This is a genomic window from Paenibacillus gorillae (assembly GCF_000513275.1).
GTDB classification, from domain to species: domain Bacteria; phylum Bacillota; class Bacilli; order Paenibacillales; family Paenibacillaceae; genus Pristimantibacillus; species Pristimantibacillus gorillae.
The window spans coordinates 62,393-77,021 of record NZ_CBVJ010000076.1; the positions used below are offsets into that span (position 1 = coordinate 62,393).

Consider the following 14,629-nt stretch of genomic DNA (forward strand, 5'->3'; position numbering starts at 1 on the left):
CCACCTCTCTGTTATATGTATCGATAACGTTTTATGGATTTAGGGGGTAATAAATTAAATTTATGAGAATGGCCTTTAAACGGGCATTTGCCGCCTCGCGGCGGCAAATGAAAAGCCTCCCGTAAAAGGAGGCATCACAGGTCAATCAACAACATTAAACAGAAGTTCTTCTCTGCCTCAACTTATTGCGTCTGCCGTTTAAGGTGCCTAACCGTTTCTTCAATTGTTCTTGCCATTCCTTATCGCCGATCTGTCCGGCAAAACTCAGCAAATCCAGCGCCATATCAATCTGGCTAAGTACGACGTCCATCGGATCCTCGTTCTCATGATTGACGCAGTTTTCCAGCAGCGCTTTGTGTTCCTGCTCGACATACTCTTGAAAATCCACTTCCGCGGCGCCGTCGCCATGCGCGTATTCTGCCAATATTTCATATTCGTTCTCGATGAGATAATGAATTTCTACCCGGTGACAAACCGGACAGAACATTATAGGCACATTATGGATATGGGTCCGAAAATGTTTTAACGTTCCCTTCGTGCCAATCATACTTGCACCGCAGCAGAAGCTCATTGACGGCTCCCTCCTTATACGCCTGCCTGCATAACGCTGGCGAACGATAATGATTCGTTTCAATAACTTATTCTAGGCCGAGGGTCGAAATTCCTGCTTTACAAGCACATTTGCCCCGATATAGGCTGGTAAAATCCAAAAAAAGCCCGTGCCTTCCGGCACGGGCTTTCTCTTCAAATCTTACTTCGCAGTCAAATGCTGTTGGCCTGGTTTCCAGTTCATTGGGCACAAACCGCCGGATTGCAAAGCTTGCAGTACGCGAAGCGTTTCGTCAACACTACGGCCTACATCGTTGTGGTTAACCACTTGATATTTCACTTCGCCTTGCGGATCGATGATGTACAGGCCGCGAAGCGCGATACCTTCTTCTTCGATCAGCACGCCGTAGTCGGATGCTACTTTTTTCGTGATGTCTGCAGCAAGCGGGAAGTTCAGCTGGCCAAGACCATTATCGTTAACCGGCGTATTGATCCACGCGCGGTGGCTGTGTTTGCTGTCTACGCTGACGCCAAGAACTTCAGTGTTCAGCTTGGAGAACTCTTCAGCAGCAAGGCTCAGAGCCGTAATTTCTGTCGGACATACGAATGTAAAGTCCAGTGGATAGAAGAAAAGAACAAGCCATTTGCCTTTGTAATCCGAAAGAGATGCCGTACCGAAATCTTTACCGTCACCAGTTGCTGTATCCATCGTAAAATCAGGTGCCGGGCGGCCTACCAAACGTTCTGCCATATTGAATTCCTCCTTGACCTATCTATCATATTTTTTGTCACTTTATATAGGTGACTCACTTGATAAATCTTATCACCAGACGATAATAAAGTCAATATTAAAGTCTTTATTTTTTTATAATAATTATAATTAAGCTTTTTTCATTGCTGCAACGATAAGATCGCCCATTGCAGTCGTACCGATCGCTTTGCTCTTATCAACAGCGATATCGCCAGTACGGTGGCCAGCATCCAGCACGTTTTTAACAGCATCCTCAATAACTTGAGCTGCCTCGTGGTAACCGAACGTAAGACGGAACATCAGCGCAACCGAAAGAATCGTTGCAATTGGGTTGGAGATGCCTTGTCCTGCAATATCAGGAGCAGAACCATGGACTGGCTCATAAAGGCCAAAGCTGCCTTCACCCAGCGAAGCGGAGGACAACATGCCGATCGAGCCCGTCAGCATAGCTGCTTCGTCGCTCAAGATATCGCCGAACATGTTTTCCGTTACGATAACGTCGAAGCTCGAAGGACGGCGAAGCAATTGCATTGCGCAGTTGTCGACGAGTACGTGCTCCAGCTCAACTTCCGGATACTCAGGCGCAATCCGGTTAACGACTTCGCGCCACAAGCGGGAAGTTTCGAGAACGTTCGCTTTGTCGACCGAAGCCAGACGTTTGCCGCGAGTCATTGCAATATCGAAAGCTTGGCGAACAATACGCTCAACCTCTTGTACGTTATAGACGCAAGTATCAACAGCTTCTTCGCCATTCGCACCTTCACGGCGGAATTTCTCACCGAAGTAGATGCCGCCAGTCAGCTCACGAACAACAATCAGGTCCGTGCCTTCCAGCACTTCCGGTTTCAGCGTCGACGCTTCTTTCAAGCAATCGAATACCGTTGCAGGACGGATGTTCGAGAACAAACCCAGTTCCTTACGAATGCCCAGCAAGCCAGTCTCCGGACGAAGCTCCTTCGAATTGTTATCCCATTTCGGTCCGCCAACAGCGCCAAGCAATACTGCGTCTGCGCCTTTGCAAAGATCAAGCGTTTCTTGCGGCAGCGGTGTGCCCTTCTCGTCGATGGCGATACCGCCGAACAAACCGTTTTCCGTTTCGAATTGATAGCCGAACAGTTCTTCCGTTTTTTTCAATACTTTAAGCGCTTCGCCTACTACCTCGGGACCAATGCCGTCGCCTGCGATAACCGCGATTTTTTTAACTTCTGACATAATTCTGTACACTCCCTTATTTAAGCTCAATTAGCGATTCTCAAACTATTATCATTTGTACCACATTTCGTCCATTTAAACAAAGATATAAAATCTATCATCTTTATAGGCAATCCTTATAAGCTGACCCTTTCATCGCTATCCATGAAGCAGCTTCACATAAAAAGTACGGCTTCTTGGCCCATCAAACTCACAAAAATAAATGCCCTGCCACGTTCCCAGCAGCAAGCGTCCGCTGCTAACGATTACGGTCTGGCTTGTCCCGGCTGTAAGCGCCTTTAGATGAGATGCTGTATTTCCTTCCGCATGACGGTATTTCGGATGCTCCCACGGATATACTTCATCCAACCGCATTAGAATATCATGCTTAACGTCAGGGTCCGCGTTCTCCTGAATGGTAATGCCTGCTGTTGTATGCGGGCAATAGACGACTGCCAGCCCGTCCGACAGCCCTTCACGGGCGACAACAGCGGCTACCTGGCGCGTAATATCGATCATCTCGTCCCTTTTGGACGTTCGCAGCGTTTCTTTAATGACCATTTTCGTTCCTCTCCCTTTCAATTTGGATAACTCACTGCAAACTGAGCAGTCTGCGATAAGCAAATAAAGAAAAAAGCCCTGGAGAGGACTTTGTCATTAGAGCAGGAAACAGAATTATCCCGGCTTGCACAGAGCGAAGCGATCGGATACGCAAAGCATCCGGACTTGCTCCGGCGAACCGGGATAATATCGTTCATTTGCAGTCTAGTTTAGCTAGGCTGCCAATATGAATTGGACTCGTTAATTACTTCTTGATCCAGTGCATCAGTTCGCGCAGCTGTGCACCAGTTTGCTCGATTGGGTGAGCAGCTTCGTTACGGCGAGTAGCCGTCAGCATAGCACGGTTCGATTGGTTTTCAAGGATGAAGTCACGAGCGAAACGGCCGGATTGGATGTCTTCCAGAACGCGTTTCATTTCTTTCTTCGTTTCTTCAGTAACGATACGAGGACCTGTTACATAGTCGCCGTATTCAGCTGTGTTGGAGATGGAATCACGCATAGTCGCAAGTCCGCCTTCATACATCAGGTCAACGATCAGCTTCAGCTCGTGCAAGCACTCGAAGTAAGCCATTTCTGGAGCGTAGCCAGCTTCAACCAAAGTTTCGAAGCCTGCTTTAACGAGCGCAGAAGCGCCGCCGCACAATACCGCTTGCTCACCGAACAAGTCAGTTTCTGTTTCTTCTTTGAAAGAAGTTTCGATAACGCCTGCACGCGTACAGCCGATACCTTTTGCATAAGCAAGGCCGATTTCTTTCGCTTTGCCGGAAGCATCTTGGTGAATTGCGATCAAGCCAGGAACGCCAAAGCCTTCTTGGTAAGTACGGCGAACCATGTGACCTGGCGATTTAGGCGCAACCAGGAATACGTCTGTATCTTTGTTAGCTACGATTTGACCGTAGTGAACGTTGAAGCCGTGGGAGAACATGAGCGAAGCGCCTTTTTTAAGGTTAGGCTCGATTTCTTCCGCGTATACTTTTGCTTGTGTTTCGTCTGGCAGCAAGATTTGAACAACGTCAGCAACTTTAGTCGCTTCAGCAACTGTCAGAACCTCGAAACCGTCTTTTTTAGCAACGTCAGCGGATTTGCCTGGACGAAGGCCGATAACGACTTTCAGGCCGCTGTCGCGAAGGTTTTGCGCTTGCGCGTGGCCTTGGCTGCCGTAACCGATTACTGCAATTGTTTTACCTTGAAGAACGCTGATGTCTGAATCTTTTTCATAGTACATTGTAACTGCCATGTTAATGATTGCCTCCTTTGATTTAACCCTTTTGAACGGGTGTTTAAGCAGAGAAATTCGTTCTCCCCTTAAACTCCCGCTCAAAGCGGGATTGGTGATTTGGATAAATAGTAGACTGAACTAATTAGTGACTTCGATCTTATTTGCTGCCGCGGTTCAGCGCAGTTACGCCTGTGCGGGACAGCTCGCGAATGCCGTAAGGCTTCAAGAGCTCGACCATCGCATCGATTTTCTCGGTATCGCCGACAACTTGTACAATAAGCGAATGAGTGCCGATATCGACGACAGCCGCACGGAAGGTTTCGACAACGCCGAGAATTTCCGGACGAGCCGCAGGCTCTGCGCTTACTTTAATAAGCGCAAGCTCGCGGGCAACCATCGGGTTGGAGCTGAGATCGATAACTTTAATGACATCAATCAGCTTGTAAAGCTGCTTCGTTACCTGCTCCAGCGTATGGTCATCGCCGGAAGTGACGATAACCATGCGGGAGAGGCCTTGCTCTTCGCTTGTTCCTACTGTAATGCTCTCAATATTGAAGCCGCGGCGTCCGAACAAGCCGGATACACGTTGCAATACGCCGGGTTGGTCATTAACGATTACTGCAATTGTATGCTTTTTCATTACGCATCCCCCATGATCATTTCGTCGATCGTGCTTCCTTGGGCAACCATCGGATACACGTTTTCTTCTTTATTTACGACGAATTCTACGACCGCTGGGCCCGGATGGCGGAGTGCTTCCTCCCATACCTTGCGAGCGTCTTCCTTATTCGTTGCGCGGAAGCCGCGAACGCCATAAGCTTCAGCAAGCTTAACGAAATCCGGGCTGCCGGCGAGGTCGATATGGCTGTAACGGTTATCATAGATAAGCTCTTGCCATTGGCGAACCATGCCGAGCACTTGGTTGTTGATAATCGCGACTTTAACCGGAATGTTGTTGATCGCGCAGATCGCAAGCTCTTGCGCGCACATTTGCATGCCGCCGTCGCCGTTAATGGATACGACAACCCGATCCGGATTAGCCATTTGAGCGCCAATCGCAGAAGGGAATCCGAAGCCCATTGTGCCAAGACCGCCGGAGGTTACCCAAGAACGCGGTTTGTTAAAGTTGTAATATTGCGCAGCCCACATTTGATGCTGGCCTACGTCTGTTGTTACAATTGCGTCGCCGTTTGTCGTGTCGTGGATCATCTCCACAACCCATTGCGGCTTGAGCACTTCTTCCGAGTCGATATAGCTGAACGGGAACTCAAGCTTGGATGCTTGAAGCTTCGTACGCCAATCATCTGCCTTGTCAGCACGTTTCGCTTGCTGGTTAGCAAGCTGCAGAACAGTTTTCACATCACCAACGATCGGAATGTCCGTCGGAACGTTTTTGCCGATTTCAGCCGGATCGATATCGATATGAACGATTTTCGCCAGCGGTGCAAAACCGGAAAGTTTACCCGTAACGCGATCATCGAAGCGGGCTCCGATATTAATTAGCAGATCCGCGCTTTGAATCGATTTGTTAGCTGTGTACGTTCCGTGCATACCCGGCATGCCGAGCCACAAATCGTTGCCGCTTGGGAATCCGCCAAGACCAAGAAGCGTTGTCGTGATTGGAATTTCTGTCTTCGTTACGAATTCAAGCAATTCCTCATGAGCGCCGGAGTATACAACGCCGCCGCCTGCAAGAATAAGCGGGCGTTCCGCTTGCTCAATTGCCTGAATCAGTCTGTCGACTTGGAGCTTGTTCGGCGAAACCGTAGGGTTGTAGCCGCGGATGCTCACTTCCGTTACCGGTTTGAACAAGGCTTTGTTCGCCGATACGTCTTTCGGAATGTCGATCAATACCGGTCCTTTACGGCCCGAATTTGCAATGTGGAAAGCCTCATGAATAACACGCGGCAAATCTTCAACGTCGCGCACCAAGTAGCTGTGCTTCGTGATCGGCATCGTAATGCCGGTAATGTCCGCCTCTTGGAAAGCATCGCTGCCGATTAAGCTGGACATAACGTTGCCGGTAATGACAACGAGCGGTACAGAATCCATATATGCAGTTGCGATACCCGTTACCAGATTCGTTGCCCCTGGGCCTGATGTTGCAATACATACGCCAACTTTGCCGCTGGCACGTGCATAGCCGTCTGCCGCATGAATCGCTCCTTGCTCGTGGCGGGTAAGCACATGATTGAAATCGGAGAATCCGTGCATCGCGTCGTAAATGTACAACACTGCGCCGCCCGGATAGCCAAACACGCATTCGACGCCTTCCAGCACCAAACTACGGAGTAACATTTCAGAACCTGTAATTACTTCAGGTTTCTGCAATTTTTCGATTAATTCTTGCTTTGACTTCAGTGTTGCACTTTGCGTGACCATCTGCCATCCTCCTCCTAGCTTACTTCATACCTTTTTTTAGTTCGACGAAAACAAAAAAACCTTCCGCCCCTCTTGCTTCGCATAAATCGAAGACTCGAGGGACGAAAGGTTGAACTTCCGTGGTACCACCCAAATTCGTTATACATCTCTCGATGTATAACCTCAATAGGTAAGAACGTGTGTGCACAAAACGTCCATACCTGTGGCACAGTAACGCGTGCCTTGCGATTTCCCCTAATACGCAAATTGCTTTTCAGGGAAACAGCTCCGAGGTGAGCTCGCAAAAAGGGATTCTGGCGACGGTTGCAGCAAATCCGTCCACTCTCTGAGCAAAAGAGCCCTTAATACTTCGTCCTCATCATTGCCGATGACATATAAAAAATAAGATTGCTTTCATTATATTCCGTCAATTCTCTTACGTCAAGAACATTCCAACGGACAATTCCAAAAAATACGGACACGTTCCGCCAGCGCCTAAATGCACATATGATAGTATAGCCGTTTTTGGCAATCTCATTCCTAAGCAGGAAGGATTGTTTTGTTGATGCCAACGATTCGAATGCGAAACTCCAGAACCGATGATTCCGAGATATTCAGATTAATTCGCACGGAATTAATGCCCCTTGCCCATTCCGTTCACCCGCTTGATGCACATGCTGTACGTGAGCTGCCTGTCCGTTTCCGGACTGGCAAAACTTATGTTGCAGCTGCGGGCAAGACCTCAAAACCGTACGGATTTGTTCATTTTGAACAGTATGGTCCGCTTCTCTACATCGATATGCTCGTCACCCATCCTCATCATCGCAATCGGGAATGGGGTAAAAAACTGATGGCCAGCTGCGAAGCATACGGCTCAACGCATCAGTGCACACACGCAAAACTTTTTGTGGATGATATCAATACAAAAGCACAACGCTTTTACACCCGGCTTGGTTATCAAGCTGTCCGATATGATCCTGAATTGCGCTGCTACGAGATGGTTAAGACGCTTGCTCCGCCCCAGCCTCAGTCTGGAATCTAGTTCGTATTAGTAGCCGTTATAGCCTTGAGGACCATAGCCTTGGCCATAATTACCGCCGTAGCCTCCGCCATAGCCTTGACCGTAGCCTTGGCCATAACCGCCGCCATAGCCTCCGCTATTGTAGTTTTTTATGCCATATCCGCCTCCGTAGCCGCCGCCGTAGCCGCCCCCACATTTACCGCAGCCTCCGCCTCCGCAGCCGCAGCCTCCGCCTCCGCCTCCGCCGAAGAATGAAAGCGTCCCGATTGCTAGCAGATCAAACAATACAAGCGGGAGCAAAAACCCCTTTGTATGAACGGTTTTGCCTTTGGTCTTTTTCCTCAGCGGAGCAATGACGAGCTTGTTGTTATGCACCCGAACGAGTTTGCCTTTCACGACAGAACCATCTTTGCGCAACGCGTAAATTGTTTTGCCGATCAACTGCTTTGCCCGTTCCTTAGTGACATTACCCATGCCAAATCCCTCCCTTCCCCGTTGTTCTATAGTTTATTCGCTTTAAATCTATTTGCTTGTTTGTTTGTCCGATAGGAATGGGAATGGATATGGGTATATGTTGGAGAAGGCGGGGGGTTATTCTCGCATAGTCTATTTAGTACGAACATATTGTCTTCCTGATGGAAATCGCATACAATTACTGCATATTGCAGGGAGTGAAGCACACCCCGGCCTTGGCGTATTTGACGCTTTAGGCCCGGGTGTTTTTTTATTCCCCAGATTATCATTGAGGAGGCGTTGAGATGCATTACGAACTATCCCGATTTGTTGAAGCCTATGAACGCGAAGCTGTGCAGAATGGCAAGCTTCGCAGCAAGCTGGGCCGAATGGAACTGCTGTTTCTGGAGCAGGTATGGGGCCCTGCCTTTAACTACCGTTACGAAGGATTAACGGCGGAATTCCCTTTTCGCGATTATAAGGGGGGCCAGCGTTTTGCCGATTTTGTGTATACCCGTAATGGCACTCGCTTACTAGTTGAGGTAGACGGATTTACCACTCATGCGCGGGATATTAACCACGGCGAATTTAACGATCACCTGTCGCGTCAGAACGATCTGATCCTTTCAGGATGGCTGCTGCTTCGTTTTTCCGCTTGGCAAGTCGAGCATCAGCCCGAGCGCTGCCGCCAGACGCTTATGCAAGCTATCGGCTACTGGTGGTCTCGGACATACGGCCCCCAAAGCGGTGATCATCTTCAGCTATGGGAAATCAAAAAGCAGCTCATTACCCAGTTCGCTATAAGCAGGGATGGTAAAATCCGGCCAGACGATGTTGCCAAGCTTTTTCAAATTTCAAATCGGACGGCGGGCAACTGGCTGCGCAAACTATTGGATGAGGGAATGCTTACATGCGCCTCTCCCGATGCGAAACGGATTACCTGCTATCATCTGAACAACTTTGTTGAGTAATGGAGAGTACGCGCCATGTTATCTTCGCACCCCAAACATATCAAGTTTGCAGTTCAAGCTGCTTAAAGAAATCTCCTTCGCTGTATCATGATATTTTTTCTTTAATTTATATGGGGATTGGCTCTTTTTGCTTGCTTCTAGGGATATAAGTGAAGTTTTTTCTCTATTGCGAAATCAATTTCCGCTACTGTTTACTTTTATACCTTAAAACTTCGTTTCACGATAAACAGGGTCTAATTAGAGAAAACAATGACATAATAAAGTAACTTTTTGCGCTAGGTATGTTCAGTATGCGGATTTGCCATCAGTAGAGGGCAGAGGCAAAGATAAATTACTTTTAAAGACCAATATGCCTACGCTTCAGCGTGCAGGCGTACATGCCCCCCAGAGCACCGGCCAGCGCACATAAAAAAAGAAGAGGTTGTCCCCTCCCGGGACAACCTCTTCGATATCGCTTAGTCAATACTAAGCGTTGATTTTCGCTTTTGCAACGCCTGCAAGGGAGTTGAACGAGTTGATGTCGTTAACAGCCAGGTCAGCAAGCATTTTGCGGTTTACTTCTACGCCAGCCAGTTTCAAGCCGTACATGAATTTGTTGTACGACAAGCCGTTCAGGCGAGCAGCCGCGTTGATACGAACGATCCACAGTCTGCGGAAGTCGCGCTTTTTTCGCACGACGGTCACGGTAAGCATACAGCAGGGATTTACCTACTTGCTCCTTCGCTGTTTTAAACAGACGATGTTTCGAACCGAAATAACCTTTAGCTAGCTTTAGAATTCTTTTCCGACGACGAGTGCGGACAAAACCGCCTTTAACTCTTGCCATGAGTGGAAACCTCCTGTAAGTTGAATTTGCTTTTTATAATGGTCGTACAATACTATTTCAGGTTAGCGAGACCTTGCTGAATGCGGCGAACGTCGCCAGCAGCCATAAGCGGTTGGCCAGCAAGTACACGTTTTTGACGTCCCGATTTGTGGGACAGCAAGTGGTTGCGGTACGCTTTATAGCGTTTTACTTTACCAGTACCGGTAATTTTGAAGCGGTCTTTCAGACTGCTGTGTGTTTTCATCTTAGGCATGTCGTTTATCCTCCCTTAAATTAAGTGTTGCTTTTTGGTGCCAAAATCATAATCATGCTCCGGCCTTCCAGCTTCGGTGCACGTTCAACGCTGCATATTTCGGCAACCTCTTGCGACAGACGGTCCAGAATCTTCTGGCCGATCGACGCATGGGCGATTTCACGCCCACGGAACCGAACGGAAGCTTTGACCTTGTCGCCTTCATTCAAAAATTTCACGACGTTACGGAATTTCGTCTGGTAGTCATGCTCATCGATATTCGCACGGAACCAAACTTCCTTCAAGTCGACGATTTTTTGATTTTTGCGAGCTTCCTTCTCTTTCTTCTGCTGCTCATAACGGAATTTGCCGTAGTCCATAATGCGACATACCGGCGGCTTAGCCGTAGGAGCGACGTTCACCAGATCCAGGTTTAAATCAATTGCCATTTGCATAGCATCACGAATTGATTTAATGCCGATTTGCTCACCTTCTGCGCCAACAAGGCGTACTTCTCTAGCCCGGATCTCATCGTTGATTTGATGTTCTCTGCTAATAACGTGCCACCTCCAAAGTGGAATAATCGTTTATAGTTACAAGAAAATAAAAAATGCGGGTTCACGCGAACCCGCATTCCATAACCGTTCTCAGCATTTCATAACGAAATGTTCGATAACAATCGATTATCGCAAACCAGTCAGCGTTGCCGAAAGGTGAGAAGCGGGTGCTTCTTCTTGTGCGTACTATTCATCTTTTCAAAACTGCTACCGAGTTAATATATCATAGCTGTCATATGGGTGTCAACCCTTTTACAACTGCTTGCTTTGTACTTCTTCCAGCCGGATAACACGCGTGTGCTGCGTATGGCTCCACTTCTTGTTGTTTTGCGTGAAAAAGGCGTGAACCGTAATCGGCCACCACGACAGTGTGAACAACAGGAACGTCGGAATCCGCAGGTACAGCTTCCAGTCGACTTTCGCCATGTACATCGAAAGCGGGATTTGCGTGAATATATACAGCATGTACGGGATGCTCAGCCATATCGGCAGCATGTTGTATACCGAAGTCACATTGTCGCCGCCGGACAAGAAGATATCGCCCCAGACGATCGTTGTGATGAAAAAGCCGGCCAGATAGTTATAAGCATTGAAAACATACAGCGCAGCGTCGATCTTCGTCCAGCTGCCTTCTTTAATGCCCTGCCACAACAGCGGCAGCATATATTTGCGGGTAACGTCGAAATGGCCTTGCATCCAGCGCAGCCGCTGACGTGCGGAAGCTTGGAACGTGATCGGCTTTTCGTCAAATACTTTCGCTTCAAAGTTGAATTTCGGATAGATGCCCCTTTTAATACAACGAACTGTGAACTCCAGATCCTCTACGAGGCTCGTTGCACCCCAGCCCATTTCCTTCAGCAGCTTGGCTTCAAAGCACATACCGGTGCCGCCCAAAAAGTTAGCGAGCTTCAAGTTCGTGCGCGGCAGCTGCCACAACCGGTTGCAGAACCAGTAGTTGATCGCATTCGCGGAGCTAACCCACGAGTCGTTCGGGTTCTTCGTATCCAAGTAACCTTGAATGACGCGGTTTCCGTTGCAAAGATCGTTGTTCATGTACTGCAGGAAGTCGGTTGCCACCAGGTTGTCAGCGTCAAAAATACAAACGCCATCATAGTTTTTCGGCATCTTCCACAGCTCTTTAAGCATCCACTCCACAGCGTAGCCTTTGCCGCGCTGATTCGTGTTCACCCGTTCACAGGCGTAGACGCCGTCATAGCTGTTCACGACTTTGACCGTTCCGTCTGTGCAGTTGTCGCAAATGACGAAAATATCGTACAGCTCGCGAGGGTATTTCATTTTCAGCAAATTCTCGATTAATGCACCAACGACTTGCTCTTCATTATGGGCCGCGATAAGCAGTGCGAATTTCTTTTGCGGCGCATGGGATAAATCCTCTTTCTTCCTGCTCCAGCCGAAAAACGTTAGAAACAGCTGATACAGACCTAACAATGCAAAGCCGATTTGAAACACAAACATTATCGTATTGAACATTCGGTACTGCCCCCTTGAGACCCCTTTTTAATTGCTTGTTCTGATCACCGTCGTACATGCCCAAAAGAAATGCCGGCGGCCCCGACAAGCTCTTTATTACTCTCTCTCTTGTCTGTGTACAGCGCTTTATCTATTTGGAAGCGTTCTGCGACCTATCTGATTTTCCACACAATGACCATCTTTGTCAAAACCGTAATTTGCCGCCAATATGCATTTTCCAACCGGAAAAACGCTTCCATGGCGCATCAATATCACAATTACCTCCTTTTGCGGCGCGTCGCCCTTATTTTCATCCATTTGCTGATTTTTTAGCACTTCCGACCTTACATACGAGAAAAGTTGCGAAAAAGTTTCTAACCCTGCGGACGGCGTATTGTGTCGAAACCGTGAACCGGATGACCCTGAAGGCCTAGTCTTCCATATAAGCTTTACCAATCGGGCCGTTTTGTAATACGTAAAGCCTTCATATAAATTTCAAATACACAACTTATTATTTTTTAAACATTTTCGTCGTAATATCGGGTATAATGTGTGCGAATCGAGCTTTGCCCTCGATGATTTATTAGGAGGATACGGATGAGACGAATGATAGAATGGCTGAGAACCCGCGAACAGGAGTTCATCGTCTGGGCGAATCAACGGCGGGGGCACAGAAGGTTGCACCGATGGCTGGGCAAATGGCTGTCTACGGTAACCCATATGGGCGGTGCTACGTTCACCGTTTTGAGCTCGCTGCTCTTCGCGCTCCTCGCTCCGGCTCCTTGGAACACAACGGGCTGGCATTGCTTTACCGCAGTCGTTATCAGTCATTTTCCTGTGTTTATCGTAAAAAGAAAATTCAAGAGGCTGCGCCCTTATCAGGCGCTGGAGGGAATGAATACGGGCAGGAAGCCGCTAGTGGACTCCTCTTTCCCTTCCGGTCATACGACCGCTATCTTTGCTTGGCTCATACCGCTGGTTGCGGCGAGCGGCCCCTGGTTCGTCATCGCGCTTCCAGTTGCGGTAATTATCGGGGTATCGGTGGGCTGGTCGAGGATGTATCTGGGCCTGCATTATCCTTCCGACGTGGCCGTCGGCGCGCTTATCGGCACGCTGACAGCCATCGCGGTCGAATATAACTGGGTGACTCCGATCTAGCTTCATTCTGGAGTTCCAGCTCAATGTCGCTTACTGTTACTCCGTTTCTTCCCCATCGGCTTGCCCTGCGGCTTCCGCAGCTTCAGCGGCTTCCGCAGCCGCCGCTTCACGGCTCGCAGCCTCTCGCTTGCTGGTACGGTATTGCTCCAGCGCGGTTTCGCCGATCACGGCCTCTAGCCGGTAGATCGGCTGGCCTTTGCCCATGAACTTCATTTCATATTCGGTGAACACGAGATCCTCTCGCGGTCCGTCCTTATGAAGGTGAAGCGAAATGTTGCGAAGCTGCATTTCGACTTCGGCAAAGCTGTTCAGTGAAAACTCGAATAGAGACTGCGAATCAGTCTTAAAATGAATCTCACCGCGCTCGTTCAGCAGCTGCGCATATTTCGCGAGAAAACGCGGATGTGTCAGTCTGCGGCGGGCGTGTTTTCCTTTTGGCCATGGATCGCTGAAATTCAGATGAATCCGCTCTAATTCTCCCGGCTCGAACATATTCTCGATATGCTCGATATTCGCACGGAGCAGCGCCAGATTAGGCGGGCTTTCTTCCCCTTTTTCCTCCCATACCGCTCGAGCCTTCTCGCTGGCACGGCGAATCAATTCGTCATACATATCGACACCGATAAAGTTAATTTCCGGATTGCGGGCGCTCATATGGCTGATAAATCTGCCTTTGCCCATACCCAGCTCGATATAGATCGGATTGTCATTGCCGAAAAACTCGCGCCACTTGCCTTTATGCGGGGCGGCGTCCAATACGACCAACTCCGGCTGCGCTTCTATGCTTTCACGTATTCCTTTTCTTCCTCTTAGACGCATACTGATCTTGTCCTCCTAGACTCCATTAAACTGATTCTTATTTTGCCCCAAGACCGCCTCCCATGTAAAGGGTTGACGGCAAATAGAAAAGCCGCAGGAGACCCTGCGGCTAATTTGCGAATATGGAATTAGGTGAGCATCTGGTAATTGATCGGGCTGCCGCTCGGCTCGATTTCGAACGTCTCCTCGAGCACCTCGTTCAGTTTTTTGCGTGCCGACACTTCTAGATGATGATTATTGGGAAAGCGGACGCCGCTAAGCACCATCAGCTCTTTCACCGTTAACTCAACCGTAACTTTCTCATCGCCATGCGGAATTTTAGTCGTTTGACTCATTTCATATCACCTCATCGATTTTTTATACAGCATTTCCAGTTAATCGACGTTCTATGACAATCGCTACGATTAAGGCATGTAAGGTTTTTTTATTGTCTTTTCACACTTTTAATATAACAGATGATGTAAGGTTTATCAAGCCTATTTTTCTTGAA

17 protein-coding genes, 1 pseudogene and 1 other annotated feature are annotated in these 14,629 nt (G+C 48.5%); of the genes and pseudogenes, 4 read left to right on the forward strand and 14 right to left on the reverse strand.

Annotation, left to right across the window (positions count from 1 at the left end; genetic code table 11):
* Positions 1–154 precede the first annotated feature (154 nt).
* From TY10_RS13165 to ilvB, 7 genes are all read right to left on the reverse strand, one after another.
* A complete protein-coding gene (locus TY10_RS13165) occupies positions 155–571 on the reverse strand; it encodes a hypothetical protein (RefSeq protein WP_042164150.1) in 417 nt (138 codons plus the stop codon).
* A 180-nt stretch (positions 572–751) separates the two neighbouring features.
* Entirely contained in the window at positions 752–1,300 is a 549-nt protein-coding gene (locus TY10_RS13170) for a peroxiredoxin (RefSeq protein WP_042164152.1), read from the reverse strand.
* Between the two features lie 129 nt (positions 1,301–1,429).
* A complete protein-coding gene (leuB, locus tag TY10_RS13175; RefSeq protein WP_042164155.1) occupies positions 1,430–2,512 on the reverse strand; it encodes a 3-isopropylmalate dehydrogenase in 1,083 nt (360 codons plus the stop codon).
* Positions 2,513–2,650: 138 nt separating this feature from the next.
* Positions 2,651–3,052, reverse strand: a complete 402-nt coding sequence (locus TY10_RS13180) for a secondary thiamine-phosphate synthase enzyme YjbQ (protein ID WP_042164158.1) — start codon at positions 3,050–3,052, stop codon at positions 2,651–2,653.
* 244 nt (positions 3,053–3,296) lie between these two features.
* Positions 3,297–4,289 carry a ketol-acid reductoisomerase gene (gene ilvC, locus TY10_RS13185; RefSeq protein ID WP_042164161.1) on the reverse strand — a complete coding sequence of 331 codons (993 nt, stop codon included), beginning with the start codon at positions 4,287–4,289 and terminating at the stop codon, positions 3,297–3,299.
* Positions 4,290–4,428: 139 nt separating this feature from the next.
* Positions 4,429–4,911 carry an acetolactate synthase small subunit gene (gene ilvN / locus TY10_RS13190; RefSeq protein WP_042164163.1) on the reverse strand — a complete coding sequence of 161 codons (483 nt, stop codon included), beginning with the start codon at positions 4,909–4,911 and terminating at the stop codon, positions 4,429–4,431.
* Positions 4,911–6,653, reverse strand: coding sequence for a biosynthetic-type acetolactate synthase large subunit (gene ilvB, locus TY10_RS13195; RefSeq protein WP_042164167.1), 1,743 nt, complete (start codon positions 6,651–6,653; stop codon positions 4,911–4,913). The genes ilvN and ilvB overlap by 1 nt, the downstream gene beginning before the upstream one ends.
* 544 nt (positions 6,654–7,197) lie before the next feature.
* Between ilvB and TY10_RS13200 the strand changes: the two genes are divergently transcribed.
* Positions 7,198–7,674, forward strand: a complete 477-nt coding sequence (locus tag TY10_RS13200) for a GNAT family N-acetyltransferase (protein WP_042164169.1) — start codon at positions 7,198–7,200, stop codon at positions 7,672–7,674.
* Between the two features lie 6 nt (positions 7,675–7,680).
* Here TY10_RS13200 and TY10_RS13205 read toward each other — a convergent pair whose 3' ends face one another.
* On the reverse strand, positions 7,681–8,127 hold the full coding sequence (locus TY10_RS13205; RefSeq protein WP_042164171.1) for a hypothetical protein: 447 nt from the start codon (positions 8,125–8,127) through the stop codon (positions 7,681–7,683).
* A 284-nt stretch (positions 8,128–8,411) separates the two neighbouring features.
* Here TY10_RS13205 and TY10_RS13210 point away from each other — a divergent pair, with 284 nt between their 5' ends.
* Entirely contained in the window at positions 8,412–9,077 is a 666-nt protein-coding gene (locus tag TY10_RS13210) for a hypothetical protein (RefSeq protein WP_042164173.1), read from the forward strand.
* Positions 9,078–9,542: 465 nt separating this feature from the next.
* Here the strand turns inward: TY10_RS13210 and rplT are convergent.
* The 4 genes and pseudogenes from rplT to TY10_RS13230 all read right to left on the reverse strand — a co-directional run bounded on the left by rplT (position 9,543) and on the right by TY10_RS13230 (position 12,183).
* Positions 9,543–9,903, reverse strand: a pseudogene (rplT, locus tag TY10_RS13215) (50S ribosomal protein L20).
* Between the two features lie 52 nt (positions 9,904–9,955).
* Positions 9,956–10,156 carry a 50S ribosomal protein L35 gene (rpmI, locus tag TY10_RS13220; protein ID WP_015842912.1) on the reverse strand — a complete coding sequence of 67 codons (201 nt, stop codon included), beginning with the start codon at positions 10,154–10,156 and terminating at the stop codon, positions 9,956–9,958.
* A 20-nt stretch (positions 10,157–10,176) separates the two neighbouring features.
* Entirely contained in the window at positions 10,177–10,674 is a 498-nt protein-coding gene (gene infC / locus TY10_RS13225; RefSeq protein WP_042164182.1) for a translation initiation factor IF-3, read from the reverse strand.
* A gap of 59 nt (positions 10,675–10,733) precedes the next feature.
* Positions 10,734–10,877: a sequence feature (ribosomal protein L20 leader region), on the reverse strand.
* Positions 10,878–10,944: 67 nt separating this feature from the next.
* Positions 10,945–12,183: a glycosyltransferase family 2 protein gene (locus TY10_RS13230; protein ID WP_042164185.1), complete on the reverse strand. Its 1,239-nt coding sequence runs from the start codon at positions 12,181–12,183 to the stop codon at positions 10,945–10,947.
* A 56-nt stretch (positions 12,184–12,239) separates the two neighbouring features.
* Between TY10_RS13230 and TY10_RS30440 the strand changes: the two genes are divergently transcribed.
* On the forward strand, positions 12,240–12,596 hold the full coding sequence (locus TY10_RS30440) for a hypothetical protein (protein WP_155985853.1): 357 nt from the start codon (positions 12,240–12,242) through the stop codon (positions 12,594–12,596).
* Positions 12,597–12,759: 163 nt separating this feature from the next.
* Positions 12,760–13,320, forward strand: coding sequence for a phosphatase PAP2 family protein (locus TY10_RS13235; protein ID WP_042164188.1), 561 nt, complete (start codon positions 12,760–12,762; stop codon positions 13,318–13,320).
* Positions 13,321–13,356: 36 nt separating this feature from the next.
* Here the strand turns inward: TY10_RS13235 and trmB are convergent, their stop codons facing one another.
* Entirely contained in the window at positions 13,357–14,139 is a 783-nt protein-coding gene (gene trmB / locus TY10_RS13240) for a tRNA (guanosine(46)-N7)-methyltransferase TrmB (RefSeq protein WP_042164191.1), read from the reverse strand.
* 128 nt (positions 14,140–14,267) lie between these two features.
* Positions 14,268–14,474, reverse strand: a complete 207-nt coding sequence (locus tag TY10_RS13245; RefSeq protein WP_042164194.1) for a hypothetical protein — start codon at positions 14,472–14,474, stop codon at positions 14,268–14,270.
* Positions 14,475–14,629: the final 155 nt, after the last annotated feature.